At 60.9% G+C, this 13110-nt stretch carries 14 protein-coding genes; 11 read left to right on the top strand and 3 right to left on the bottom strand.

Annotation, left to right across the window (positions count from 1 at the left end):
- Window positions 1-30: 30 nt before the first annotated feature.
- From VQ071_RS08715 to VQ071_RS08695, 5 genes are all read left to right on the top strand, one after another.
- Window positions 31-555, top strand: a complete 525-nt coding sequence (locus VQ071_RS08715) for an ADP-heptose synthase (RefSeq protein WP_340513567.1) — start codon at window positions 31-33, stop codon at window positions 553-555.
- A gap of 94 nt (window positions 556-649) precedes the next feature.
- The gene (locus VQ071_RS08710; RefSeq protein WP_340513566.1) at window positions 650-967 is read left to right on the top strand and encodes a YbjQ family protein; all 318 of its coding nucleotides are present in this window, start codon (window positions 650-652) and stop codon (window positions 965-967) included.
- Window positions 968-1003: 36 nt separating this feature from the next.
- The gene (locus VQ071_RS08705; protein WP_340513565.1) at window positions 1004-1915 is read left to right on the top strand and encodes an aldo/keto reductase; all 912 of its coding nucleotides are present in this window, start codon (window positions 1004-1006) and stop codon (window positions 1913-1915) included.
- 102 nt (window positions 1916-2017) lie between these two features.
- Complete coding sequence (locus VQ071_RS08700; protein ID WP_340513564.1) at window positions 2018-2692, top strand: SOS response-associated peptidase; 675 nt, start codon at window positions 2018-2020, stop codon at window positions 2690-2692.
- Window positions 2693-2753: 61 nt separating this feature from the next.
- A complete protein-coding gene (locus VQ071_RS08695) occupies window positions 2754-3836 on the top strand; it encodes a CobW family GTP-binding protein (protein ID WP_340513563.1) in 1083 nt (360 codons plus the stop codon).
- Window positions 3837-3874: 38 nt separating this feature from the next.
- Here the strand turns inward: VQ071_RS08695 and VQ071_RS08690 are convergent, their stop codons facing one another.
- A complete protein-coding gene (locus VQ071_RS08690) occupies window positions 3875-4366 on the bottom strand; it encodes a C40 family peptidase (protein WP_340513562.1) in 492 nt (163 codons plus the stop codon).
- A 260-nt stretch (window positions 4367-4626) separates the two neighbouring features.
- Between VQ071_RS08690 and VQ071_RS08685 the strand changes: the two genes are divergently transcribed.
- Window positions 4627-4893, top strand: coding sequence for a hypothetical protein (locus VQ071_RS08685; RefSeq protein ID WP_340513561.1), 267 nt, complete (start codon window positions 4627-4629; stop codon window positions 4891-4893).
- Window positions 4894-5018: 125 nt separating this feature from the next.
- On the opposite strand, the gene VQ071_RS08680 is transcribed toward VQ071_RS08685, so the two are convergent.
- Window positions 5019-5447 carry a universal stress protein gene (locus tag VQ071_RS08680; protein WP_340513560.1) on the bottom strand — a complete coding sequence of 143 codons (429 nt, stop codon included), beginning with the start codon at window positions 5445-5447 and terminating at the stop codon, window positions 5019-5021.
- 104 nt (window positions 5448-5551) lie between these two features.
- On the opposite strand from VQ071_RS08680, the gene VQ071_RS08675 reads away from it, so the two are divergent.
- The 5 genes from VQ071_RS08675 to VQ071_RS08655 all read left to right on the top strand — a co-directional run bounded on the left by VQ071_RS08675 (window position 5552) and on the right by VQ071_RS08655 (window position 11901).
- Window positions 5552-7681, top strand: coding sequence for a HelD family protein (locus tag VQ071_RS08675; RefSeq protein WP_340513559.1), 2130 nt, complete (start codon window positions 5552-5554; stop codon window positions 7679-7681).
- Window positions 7678-8832 (top strand): metallophosphoesterase, encoded by a 1155-nt coding sequence (locus tag VQ071_RS08670; RefSeq protein WP_340513557.1) that lies wholly within the window; start codon window positions 7678-7680, stop codon window positions 8830-8832. Before VQ071_RS08675 ends, VQ071_RS08670 begins: the two co-directional genes overlap by 4 nt.
- Window positions 8833-8839: 7 nt before the next feature.
- Window positions 8840-9253, top strand: a complete 414-nt coding sequence (locus VQ071_RS08665) for a zinc ribbon domain-containing protein (RefSeq protein ID WP_340513555.1) — start codon at window positions 8840-8842, stop codon at window positions 9251-9253.
- Window positions 9254-9398: 145 nt separating this feature from the next.
- On the top strand, window positions 9399-9866 hold the full coding sequence (locus VQ071_RS08660) for a hypothetical protein (protein ID WP_340513553.1): 468 nt from the start codon (window positions 9399-9401) through the stop codon (window positions 9864-9866).
- Window positions 9867-10470: 604 nt separating this feature from the next.
- Window positions 10471-11901 carry a transposase gene (locus VQ071_RS08655; RefSeq protein WP_340513551.1) on the top strand — a complete coding sequence of 477 codons (1431 nt, stop codon included), beginning with the start codon at window positions 10471-10473 and terminating at the stop codon, window positions 11899-11901.
- 133 nt (window positions 11902-12034) lie between these two features.
- Here VQ071_RS08655 and VQ071_RS08650 read toward each other — a convergent pair whose 3' ends face one another.
- Window positions 12035-13045 carry a LacI family DNA-binding transcriptional regulator gene (locus tag VQ071_RS08650; RefSeq protein ID WP_340513548.1) on the bottom strand — a complete coding sequence of 337 codons (1011 nt, stop codon included), beginning with the start codon at window positions 13043-13045 and terminating at the stop codon, window positions 12035-12037.
- Between the last annotated feature and the right edge of the window lie 65 nt (window positions 13046-13110).

Below are 13110 nucleotides of genomic sequence, written 5' to 3'. Positions count from 1 at the left end.
TGTTGTTGTAATTAGGGGGGACTGGCTACAATGGAAAGGCGTTTTGTCATCGAGGCGGTCATGATCGCCATATACGGTCAGCTGCTTCTGCCGAAACGGCCTGTGGAATACCGGATTCCGTATTCGACAGTGATGGAATTGTACGATATGAAGGACAGCGACGAACCGGTCATGCCGGACCCGGACGACGACCGTCATGTCAAAGGCAAGATCGGCGAGATGATCGCTTACTTCGAGGATCCGTTCAACAAAAAGAAGCTCGAGCGCTCGCTGCTCGCGCCGTGGCGGGAGAGTCCGCCGCTGCCGATCAACGATCAGGTGACCCTGGTCGTCGTCAACGCATCCGAGAATATGCAGTACGGCGAGCTGCTCGACCCGATCGAGACGGAGATCGTATTGACGTCGCTTCGGGTGCAGAGCCCGATTCTGACCGATCATATCGAGTTTCAGGATAAAGTCGTGCAAAACAGCATACCGGTGCAGGTATACGATATCGATGATTTTGAATTCGCGGTGGAGGAGAACGCGGCCCCGCCCGACGAATTCATCCCTTGAGAGCTGCCGGCGGACGCCGGCGGCTCTCGTTGTTGACGACGAGGCCGTATGGTAGAATGAGGCGTTCCCATAATTTTCAAGGAGGCATGATTCAATGCTCGTAACGACGACCCCCAATGTAGAAGGATACAGAATTTCCGCTTATTTTGGACTGGTGAACGGAGAGACGATCATGGGCGCGAATATTTTCCGCGACTTCATGGCGTCGATCACCGATGTCGTGGGCGGCAGATCAGGCTCTTACGAGAATAAGCTCAAGCAGGCGCGCGATATCGCGGTGTCCGAGATGGTCGAGCAGGCCAAGCGGATGGGCGCCAATGCAATCGTCGGCGTGGATGTCGACTACGAGGTCGTGCGCGAAGGCATGCTCATGGTCGCCGTCAGCGGCACGGCCGTCACGGTAGAATCTTAAACGGCGCGATGGGGCGCGATGGGAGGAGGAACGGACATGCTGTATCGGAAACTGGGCGTTACCGGCCTTAAAGTATCGGCGGTCGGCGTCGGCACCTGGCAGTTCGGCGGCGAATGGGGAAGAAGCTACGAGCAGCGCGAGGCGGATGCGATACTCGGACGCGCCCGCGAGCTCGGCATTAACCTGATCGATACGGCGGAGTGCTACGGAGATCATCTGTCCGAATCGCTGATCGGACCGGCGATCCGGGCCAACCGTGCTGACTGGGTGCTCGCCACGAAGTTCGGACATCACTTCCACGGTCCGTTCGATCGCACGGACGAATACGATCCGCAGGACGTCGTGAAGCAGCTGGATGCGTCGCTGAAGGCGCTGCAGACCGATTATGTCGACTTGTATCAATTCCACTCCGGACCCGATGCGTCGTTCGACCGGGACGGGCTGTGGGATACGCTGAACAGACAGGTCGAGGCCGGCAAGATCCGGCATCTGGGCATCTCGATCGGATCCAACCGCAATCTGTACCAGACGGCCAAAGCCGCCGAGGTCGGCGCAGGCGCGATCCAGGTCGTATACAACCGGCTCGACCGCGCGCCGGAGGAGGAAGTATTTCCTTCCTGCGAGGCGCAGGGACTGGGCGTGCTCGCGCGCGTGCCGCTCGCGAGCGGCTTCCTGAGCGGCAAGTACAAGCCCGGCGCCGCCTTCGCCAGCTCCGACGTCCGCTCCCGCAGGGATCGCGAGGACTCGGACAGGCTGCTGCGCGAGGCGGAGGAGATCCGGCGCACCGAAGTGCCCGAGGGCGTCGACATGGCGTCCTGGGCGCTGGCGTGGTGCCTCGCGCATCCCGCCGTCACGGCCGTGATTCCCGGCTGCAAGGACGTCGCCCAGGTCGAAGCCAACGCGGCCGTCGTGTCGCTCGTGCAGCCGGGGCATCCGCAGGACATTTGACTTAGCCGCCGGCGCGGCCGTTGTCGTTCCCGAACGCCCTGCGAATAGAATAGACGCTTCCAAGCAAATACTGGGGGGAAACCCATAAAGGCGGTGCCCCCCATGTGCCAACGATTTTCATTAGCCGCGGATCTGCCCGAGATTACCGAGCGTTACCGCATCGATCAAGTCATCGGCCCGTACAGGCCGAGATACAATGTCGCTCCGACGCAGTATGCCGCAGTCATCGTCGAGGAGCAGCGCGAGCGCAAGCTCGAATCGCTGCGCTGGGGGCTCATGCCCTACTGGTCGCGCGATGCGGTCAATGCCGACGGACAGGGCATCGGCGACCGCGCCATCTACAGACGCATGACGAACAAGCAGCGCTGCGTCATCCCGATCAGCGGCTTCTTCGGCTGGGAGACCAAGGGCAAGGCGCGCCAGCCGATCCACTTCGTGCTGAAGGGCAGAGGCACGTTCGCCGTACCGGGCTTCTACGAGGTATGGCCGCGGGTCGAGGGCGGCGATATTCGGGCCTATACGATGCTGACGACGCTCGCCAACGAGCTGGTCGGCCCGTACTCGGACCGTATGCCGGCGATACTCGACGACGAAGGCATCGACGCCTGGCTGAGCGAGTCCAACATGGAGTACAGAGGCGTATTCAGCAGCATTCGCGCCATGGCTCCCGAAGAGATGATGATGTATCCCGTAGGCGCGTACGTGAACGAGCGGGAGCGGGAGACGCCGGAGTGCGTCGAGCCGATCCGCAATTTTTACTCCGCCATCCGGGAGTAGGAACGACAAGGCCCTCGGCGCATCGCGCCGGGGGCCGACTTATGGTGCAGGAGGCATTGGCGTGAACGAATCGATACAAGTTTATATATTGTCGGGCTTCCTCGGGAGCGGCAAGACGACGGTGCTGCAGCGGCTGCTCGAAGGCTCCAGGGCCAAAGGGTGGAAAACGGCGGTGCTCATGAACGAAGCCGGAGAGGTGAATCTGGACGGCGAGTATGTGCAGCCGGACGTGCCGATGGCCGAGCTGCTCGGCGGCTGCATCTGCTGCTCTGTCAAAAACGATCTGGGCGTGTCCCTGCTGCAGCTGGCCGACGAGCACCGGCCCGATGTCATCTGGATCGAGTCGACGGGTGTCGCGCAGCCGCTCGAGATGATGGACGCCGTGACGGAGGTCGCGATGTATACGAGGCTGGAGCTGCGGGGGCTCATCACGGTCGTCGACGCGCGCCACCTGCTCGACAGACTGAGACTCGGTGCGGGCAAGACGCTGCGCCTCATGCGGGAGCAGATTCGCGGCGCGGCGGTGCTATTGCTCGGCAAGACAGACCTCGTCAGCCCGGAAGAGGCCGACGAGGTGAGGCGCCAGCTGCGCGCATGGAATCCGCACGCGCCGATCCATGATGCCGTGCGCGGCGAGACGGAGCTGGACCTGATGTCGCTGCTGCCGGGAGCGGTCGGCCCGGCCGCGGAACCGGGGCCGGCTGTGCAGACGGAGTCCGGCCCGAGCGGAGCGCAGACGGAGGCGCAAGGCTCGTCCGCCGCTCATGACCACCAAGATCATGAGCACGCCCACACGCATGCCCGCGGTCACGCTCATTCTCACGGCCATGAGCACCACGGCCCCCGTTTGCACGACCATGTGCATGTGCTGACGTATTATCCCGAGCGCCGCTTCGCGAGCGAAGACTTCGAGCGCTTCCTGCGCGAGCTGCCCGATCAAGTATACCGCGCCAAGGGCATCGTGACCTTCACGGACACGGCTTCCCGTTATTTGTTCCAATTCGCGTACCGCGAATCCGACTTCCTGCCGATCACGCCGCAGAAGCCCGTGCCCGACGTCATCGTGCTGATCGGCGAAGACTTCAGCGAAGCCGAGATGACCGCCAGATTATCGCAGCTCGGCCATCCGTCGCAACAAAAATAGCCGCCCCAAAGAGGAGCGGCTTGTCCGTTGGCCAAAAATCAGAGGACGCGGCGGGCCGTCGCGTAATGCGTTTTCCACCAGCCCGAATTGATGCTCGAGATCGTGACGCCTGGCGAACCGTACGTGTGGATGACCTTGCCGTTGCCGATATAGATGCCGACATGGTGGATCGGCGAGTAGAAGAAGACGAGATCGCCGACCTGCAGGTTAGCCTTGGACACATAGCGGCCGACCTTCGATTGCGCCTGGGATTCGCGCGGAATCGAGACGCCGTTTTTCTTGAACACCCATTGCGTGAACGAAGAACAGTCGAACGAGCTCGTATTGCCGGTCTTGGCTCCGAACTTATATTTAACGCCCAAATATCTCTTCGCGGTGGCCACGACGTTCGAGCCCTTGGAGCTGGCGGTTACGGTCGCTTCGGCGGCGCTGGCCGTCTTGGCCGGCAGCGTCTGCGAAGCGCCTCCGAGCAGGATCGTCAACGCGACGGCGGACGCGATCAATTTTTTGAGCTTGTTGGATGCTGCCATATGGTAATTCCCCCTGTGCATGAATGTGGGTGCGTCTTGCTGCTAAACTCACTATATCAGACTTGAATCTCCCTCTATTTCCCTATAAGCAAGGAAAGCTTGGCCTGCCGCGATTTGTGCCGTTCTATGAAAAACAATTAAGAAAATATTAATTTTGGACAACTAGACAAACGGCCAAACACCGCTATTTTTTGAAACCGATAGGGGAAGCTGATAAAATGAGGTCATTCGAAGAAATGACGGGGAAAAGAGGGACAACCATGAACGTGACCATACGCGAGGCGACGCTCGCGAAGGATGAGGAAAACGGATATGTAGGCAAGGTTGTATTCGAGGTGGAAGGTCATGACGCCCCATACGAGATGGCGCTGCAAAGCGACAAGGGCAAGGAGTGGAGCTACTCGCTTCTCTTCGCGGGCAGTTCGGGCAGCGAGGCGCAGATCGATGCCGTAGACCGGGAGCTGGAGGAAAACGACGAGCTGTTCGACAGGATGATAACGGCTGCGGAAGAGGCGCTGCAGGAATAGCGGACTGCGGCCGGGCGCGGCTCTGCCGATGGCGGCTGCATATAAAGAAATCGGTCCCTTCCCCGCGGGAAGAGACCGATTTTTGTCTCGGCGGGGCGGCTGCCCCGCGCCAGAAGCGCTTCGTGCTACTTGACGATGAGCACCGGCAGCTTGGCGTGCTGCATGACGTTGTGGCTGACGCTGCCGAGCACGAACTCGCGGATGCCGCCGAGTCCGCGGCTGCCGAGCACGATCAGATCGGTACCGTTCTCGTCGGCATAATCGAGGATCGTATTGGCAGGGTCGCCGTCGATCAGCTTGAATTCCGCCTTTACCGTGCCCGGTACGTGGCCCTTGGCTTCCTCAAGCACCTTGAACGAATGGTCCATGTATTGCTGCGACCAGTCCGGCGGCAGCGTGACCATGAAGTCGCCGTTGTTGACGAGCGGGACCTGGTACACATGGATCACCGTGAGTGCGGCACCGTACCGCTCCGCAAGATCGGACGCATGCGCGATCGCCTTGCGGGACAGGCTCGAACCGTCATAAGCGACCAGAATTTTTGAATAGCTCATCGCCAAAAACCCCCTTGCCTCTAATTAAGTTGCATCAACCATGTAACTTCTATTATTTAACCATACCTGAACCGGCATAATCAATTTGAAGGAGGCGCAGCCCCGTGTCAGAAGATATACGATTCCGTGAAGAATCGGTGAAGCTCGACGATACGAAGCAACAGATTCGCAGCCAGATCGCGGGTATCGGCCCCAGGTACATCGGCAACGACTACACCGAGCAGATGCTCGACGCCGTTCGGCAGGAGCGCAAGGCGCGGCTCGAGACTTCGCTGAAGGAGCCGTACTTCGGTCGGCTTGACTTCAAGGAGGCCGGCAAAAAAGATCCCGCTCCGCTCTACATCGGCAAGGCGGGCGTCGGCGAGGCGCAGGGCCACCGGCTGCTGGTCGTCGACTGGCGGGCGCCGGTGTCGAGTCTGTTCTACTCGTTCTCGGGCGGCGATCCCGAGGTGAGCTACGAAGCGCCGGAGGGCCCGGTGGCGGGCACGGTGCATCTGAAGCGCAACCTGCTCGTGCGCGAGGGCGAGCTGCAGCGAGTCGTCGACAGCTACGCCGAGGGCGGCGAGCAGAGCGGCGGGGCGGGGGGCGACGAGTTCCTGCTGCACAAGCTCGGAGAGAGCAAGGACAACAAGCTGCGGGACATCGTCTCGACGATCCAGCAGGAGCAGGATGCGATCATCCGGACGGAGAAAAACAAAGCGGTGTTCATTCAGGGGGTCGCCGGGAGCGGCAAGACGACGGTCGCGCTGCACCGCCTCGCCTATTTGCTGTACCGTTACCAGGACCGTGTCCGCGCCGATCGCATGATGATTCTGGCGCCGAGCAAGATGTTTCTGAACTATATCTCCGGCGTGCTGCCTGAGCTGGGCGTCGGCGATATCGTGCAGCTGACGTTCGAGGACTGGGCGCTCGATCAGCTCGGCGAGACGCTGAAGATGAAGGACCCTGCCGAGGAACTGGCCTATTGGTTCGAAAATGCCGCCGGGCCGGCCGCGCGGACGAATGCGCCGGGCCTGGTGAAAGGCAGCACGCAGTATCTGGCGGACATCGACGCGGCGCTCGATGCGCTGGAGGCCGGACTCGTCCCGGACGAACCGTTCTCGCCGGACGACCGGCATATGCTGACCCCGCAGCAGGTGCGCGCGCTGCTGGCGGAGGAGCCGGCGGACGATCCGCTGATGAAGCGGCGGGAGCGGCTGCTCGGCCGGATCAGGCGCTGGATGGAGATCGAGATCGGCAAGGCTCGCTGGAGCGAATCGGAGGTCCGCAAGAAGGCAAACGCCAGATTCAAGGCGTATGCCGCGAAGCTGCCGCAGCATACGGCGTCCTCGTTCTATGTGGCCTGCGATGCGGCTGCTTCGGCATCCGGAGCGGGCGCGGCAGCCGCATCCGCGCAGGGAGGCGGCGTCAAGAAGCGTACGGGCAAAGCCAAGGCGCAGCCCGAATTCGGCCGCGAGGACCTGGCCGCACTCGTGCATATTCATCTCAGGCTGCACGGATCGCGCACCCCCGCCTACGATCATATCGTCGTCGACGAAGCGCAGGATTATTCGCCGGCCCAGCTGCAGGTGCTGCGGCAGCATCAACGCCTCACCTCGATGACGGTGCTCGGCGATCTGCAGCAGGGCATCCACGACTACGCCGGCATCACGGACTGGGCGGAGCTGCGCGGGCTGTTCCCCGCAGCGGAGACGGCCTACTACGAGCTGGACCGCAGCTACCGGTCGACGCTGGAGATCATCGAGTTCGCCAATCGGATCTTGCGGGGGATGGGCGGAGGCGTCAAGCCGGCGCGGCCGGTGTTCCGCAGCGGGCAGCCGGTGGAGGTCGCGCGCATCGGCTTGGCGGAGGATGCGGACACGATCGCCGGGATCGTGTCGGCATGGCGCGAGGAGAGCGAGCTGCAGAGCATCGCCGTACTGGCCAGGACGGCGCAGGCATGCGCGCGCATCCATGAGGGTCTGACCGCGCGCGGCATTCAGGCCTCGCTGCTCGAAGCCAAGCAGCAGCGGTACGAAGGAGGCGTCACGGTCGCGCCGGTGTACCTGTCCAAAGGTCTCGAGTTCGACGCGGTTCTGATTCCCGACGCGGACGAGACGAACTATCCGGCGGCGGATGCGAAGCTGCTCTACGTGGGCTGCACGCGGGCGCTGCACCGGCTTAAGCTGTTGTACGCCTCGGCGCCCACGGCGCTCGTCGAGGAGACGCAAGCGGCGGGGGAGGCGGTCCGATGAGACGCGGGGGATTAAGAGGCATCGCTACCGTCGTCGTGATCGTGGCCGTATATCTCGGCCTCAATGCGTTTGTCGGCTGGAACGCGATCGTATGGCTGGATAGCTGGCTGCCCGGCTACCCGGCCTGGGCGCTGTGGATACCGCTCGCGCTCGCCGCGCTCGGCTACTTGGTCGGGCGCCTGAAGTTCCTCCCGGCGCCCGTGGGCCGCGGCCTCAAAGTATTCGGCGCCTATTATATCGGCCTGTTCGAATACGCCGTGCTGCTGCTGCCGGTGGCCGATCTCGTCGTATGGCTGTGCTATGCGAACGGCGCACCGTATAAAATGACGGTAGAAGCGACCGGCTTCGTCGTCGCCGTCCTGCTCCTGGCGTGCTTCGCTTGGGGCACCTGGAACGCCTGGACGCCGATCGTGCGCCGCTACGACATCGACGTCGCCAAGGCTGCGGGAGGCAGGCGCCGGCTGGACATCGTGCTCGTATCCGACCTGCATCTGGGCAATATCGTCGGCAATCGGCATCTGGACCGGCTGCTGCCGCGCGTGGCGGACATCAAGCCGGACCTCATCCTGCTGGCCGGCGACGTGCTCGACGATGTGATCGAGCCGTTCGTGCGCAACAAGATGGGCGACAAGCTGGGGCAGCTGTCGGCGCCGCTCGGCGTCTACGCCGTCCTCGGCAATCATGAATACTACGGCGGCCATATCGAGGAATACGTCGGCCGCATGGCGGCGCTCGGCATTCCCGTCCTGCGGGACGAGTGGGCGACGCCGGGCGGCATCGTCCAGGTCGTCGGCCGCAAGGACAAGTCGGCGGAGGCGATGGACCCGGAGGGCCGCAAGCCGGTCGCCGAGCTGCTCGCGGGCCTCGACCGCGCGCTGCCGATCGTGCTGATGGATCACCAGCCGTACGGCTATGCGGTGGCGGCCGAGGCGGGCGTCGACATTCTCGTGTCCGGTCATACGCATCGGGGGCAGTTCGCCCCCAATCACTGGATCACCCGCCGCATTTTCGAGCTCGACTGGGGTTATTTGCGCAAAGGAAAACTGCATGCGGTCGTCTCCTCGGGCTTCGGCACCTGGGGGCCGCCTGTCCGTCTGGCGAGTCGCAGCGAGATCGTGCATCTGTCGGTGACATTCACAGGAGGAGCGTGAACCAGGTATGGAATGCCCATATTGCGGGGCCGAGCTCGAACGTGCGGGCGGCCGGTGCCCGAGCTGCAAGCGCAAGCTGTACGAAGTGACGGACGAAGACTTCGAAGAGGGCGGGACCGGCGCAGCGGGCTCGGCGGCGGCCAGCGGAGAGGCGCTCGAGGCCGGCGATGCGGCCGGCATGCGCGAGCTGATCGTGGCGCTCGAGGACCGCTTCGTCTGCGCCAAGTGCAACCATCAGGGCGGCTTGGCCAGAGAGGTGGCCATGACCGGCGCGGGGCTCAGCAAGCTGCTCGATGTCCAGCACAATCATTATTTGTTCGTATCCTGCGAGCGATGCGGCTATGTGGAGGTGTTCGATCCGGCGGTTCTGCTCGGCAAGAAGCCGGGCGGGCTCGGCACGCTGCTGGATCTGTTGTTCTGACGGCGGGCGGCGGGCGGCGGGCGGCGCACAGTTGTACGGGGCTGTACAGGGCTGTACGGGGCTGTTCGACCGGCGGAATATGATATAAAATAAGAAACAAGTCGAATTTCCTCATTTATCCATAGGATCCGAAGGAGCTCCAATGATGAAACGAATACTGCTGGCGGTGCTCGCCGCGCTCATGCTGCTCCTGCCGACCGCAAGCGTCTATGCGAGCTGGGCGTTCGGCTTCGTCGTCTACAACGACAACGTCTACAAGCTGACCGACGAGACGGTGCCCGCCGACCGGATCGGCTTGAAGATCGGCAAGGTGTCCATGTATACCGACGTCGAAGGCAGCTACAAGGGCAACTATTCGAACGCCCTGCCCAAAGACTCCGAATATCGCGGCATTCTCGGCATCGACGTCCAGGAGGCGATCGCGGCGGACACCGGCGGGGGCAAGTTCGTCAAGGCCGTATACCACGGTCGCAATCCAGGCAGCAAGATGGACGGCATGCGTTCATCGATGGAGAAGCTGGATTGGCTGTGGTCTCTCTTGATCGCCGCAGTCGCGGTCGCGGCCGGTGCGCTGTGGTGGCGCAGGTCGAGGCGCCCGGGGGCGCGGGATTAGAGGCGGAGGCGCGTATATACAGGCGATGAGAGGATCGGCGCGCACACGCTGTAAGCTCGGAAAGCGCGGTTGCAGGAGCGATGGTGTTTTGTAAGCGCGGAAAGCAACGTTGCAGGAGGGACGAGAGCGGCGGACTGAGCTGTAAGCGCGGAAAGCGCGGTTGCAGGAGCGATGGTGCTTTGTAAGCGCGGAAAGCAACGTTGCAGGAGGGACGAGAGCGGCGGGCCGAGGTGTAAGCTCGGAAAGCGCGGTTGCAGGAGCGATGGTGCTTTGTAAGCGCGGAAAGCAACGTTACTGGAGAGACGAGAGCGGCGGACCGAGCTGTAAGCGCGGAAAGCGCGGTTGCAGGAGCGATGGTGCTTTGTAAGCGCGGAAAGCAACGTTGCAGGAGGGACGAGAGCGGCGGACTGAGCTGTAAGCGCGGAAAGCGCGGTTGCAGGAGTAGGCCAACAAAGTATGTGAACAAAAGGACTGTTAGGGAGTCAATTTCATAATTATAAAGCCATATGGCACTAAGGCTTTCAGGCACAAAAAAAGGAGTACCTACCCAAGTTGTAGAAGTGAAAGGTTACCACACCACACTCTCAACAAAGGAGGTACTCTGTTGTATTCGATTCGCCAAGAAGAGCTGTTTTCCCTGCAAGAATTGATGGAAATGTCTCCCGATGACAAGTATGGACTGATTTTTAGCGAACTGGACTTGGCCCCTGCCCTGCGTGTGGTAAATAAACAAACACATCGGGGGCGTCCGGAAGAGTTGAATACGGCGGCCATGATTTATGCGCTGCTGATTTCAAAAATAGAACGCATCCCGACCACTAAGGATATGCTCCGACGTTTAAAGAGTAGTGTGGAGTTTCGAATGACATGCCGTTTTCGAGGCTCCGATGCCTTGCCAAGCGAAGCGTCATTTTCACGACTATACACCAAGTTGGCGGATAGTGGCGTGCTTTGGACGTTGCATGAGCAAATGATTCGGCGAGCGTACGCTGCCGGTTTTATTTCCGGTGACATTCTCTGCATGGACTCCTCTCATATCGAAGCGGACGAAAACAGCCCCGCTCGAAAAAAGGCCAAAACAGCCGCACCTGATACGCCGCACCCTGCGCTCATCACGGAGGCGGCGGTTAGCGTGCCTGCGCCATCGCCGGTAGCTGATCCTAGAAAACAATACAAGCGAGGGCGTCCAAAAGCGGAAGACATGGAGCGGCGGCGGCAGGAGAGAGCCGCATGGGAAGCCTCATTGCCCTTGTTTGAGCGAAAAATCGAAGAAATGCTGCCGCTCCCTTTTGAAGATCTGCAACCGCACATCCCTAAGGATCCGAGCTCTTCGAGCAAAACGGGCAGCGACGGAAAGCAGAAGTGGTGGTACGGCTACAAGCTCCACGCGCTGGCAGACAGCAAAAGCCAGTACCTGGTGTCGGCTCTCTTCAGCTCCGCGCATGTCAGCGATGGACGAATAGCGATTCCTTTGCTGAAGAAGTTTACCGGAGATCTTCCAAACTGGTCTGTCCGGCATGTGCTCGCAGACGCGGGCTATGATTTTATGGCCGTTTACAAACAAGTACGGGAAATGAATGCTTGGCCGCTAATTGATTTCAACGAACGCAGCGATAAGCCGCCCGAAGGATATAACGAGCAGTTCAGTCCGATCTGCGAAAAGGGGCACGCCTTCGTGTATGACAGCTTCGACGCCCAGTATAAGCGATTAAAGTTTACCCGTCCGAAGGAATGTGCAACCTGCCCGCTGCCGAGTAAGGACCAATGCCAGAAAATAAAAAAGATTAAAGTGGGACAGGATCTAAGACGGTTTACTGTGCCTGCGCGAGCGAGCCAAAGCTACGAGGAAACCTATGACCAACGAACCGCGGTTGAACGTATTTTTGCTTACTTAAAAGAATATTATGGCCTGGGTCGTTCTGAGCATCGAGGAAAACGTGCTGAGGTCGATGCAGCGCTAAGCGTATTAAGCTATACATTATGCCGATTTGCAGTCGACAGGAAAAACAGCCAAAGCCAAAAGCAAGCCTCTTAAAATTTGTGCAAAAAAGAGATTTCCTCGTTTTCTGCCCTCTTAAGCTACTGCTATGATTAATTATGAAATTGACTCTTAGGGAGCAGCTTTTCCCTGGCGGTCCTTTTTTCTCCTCGCCTGTCCTTTTTGCCGCTCACAGCTGCCGCACCGACCGCCGCACGATGAGCTCGGCCGGGAGCACGACCTTGCGCCAGGCGGACGCTTCGCCGCGGGATTGGATGCGGTCGAGCAGCATCTGCATGCCCAGATGCCCGAACTGATACGCCTGCTGGGCGATCACGGTGAGGAACGGATCGATCTCCGCGTAGGAGGCCAGCTCGTCGAAGCAGACGAGCGAGGTATCCTCGGGCACGCGCAGTCCGCGTGCGCGCAGCGAGCGCATCAGCTCGACGGCGAGCACGTTGTTGCCCGCGACGAAGGCGGTGGGCGGCGGGTCCATGCGCGTGAGCCAGGCATCGATCTCGGACAGGTCGCTGCGCGGGCCGAAGCTGGCCTCCAGCACGAGCTGCTCGTCGAACGGCAGATCGTTCAGCTTGAGCGCCTCGCGGTAGCCCTCGAGCCGTTCTCTGGCGCTGGAGATCGTCCGCGAGCCGTTAAGCAGGGCGATCCGCCGGTGGCCGCCGTCGACGAGCTGCTTCACGAGCCGCCGCGCGCCTTCCTTGCTGTCCCCGAGCACGACGTCGCTGTCGATGCCCGGCACCTCGCGGTCGAGCAGGACGAACGGCACGCCGTGTTTGCGCAGCATTTCCAGATGAGGGAGCGAAGCGTCGCCTGCGGGTGCGAACAGCACCCCGTCCGCGCGCGTCTTTAAGATCGTGTCGATATAATCCTTTTCCTTGTCCAGATTCTCATCCGTATTGCCGAACAGCAACCGGTAGCCATGCTTCTGCGCAGCATCCTCGGCTCCCCGCGCCAGCGTCGTATAAAAAGGATTCGTAATGTCGGTAATCATGAGAAACAGCAGGTGGGTCTGCTGCAGCACGAGACTGCGCGCCATCTGGTTGGGCACATAGCCGAGCTCGTCCATCACCCGCTTCACCTTGGTACGGGTCTTGTCGCTGATTCTGCCGGTGTTATTGATAACTCTGGATACTGTCATCGCAGAGACGCCGGCCTTCGCCGCGATATCGTAAATCGTGACCATCCCGTCCAGCCCTTTCGTAGCAACGCCATATCTATAATGTATATCTTACAAAAACAACGGATTGA

This window comes from Cohnella sp. 56 (assembly GCF_037963805.1).
Lineage (GTDB): Bacteria > Bacillota > Bacilli > Paenibacillales > Paenibacillaceae > Cohnella.
Note: the sequence above shows the minus strand (reverse complement) of the source record. Positions and strands in the feature narration are given on the sequence as shown.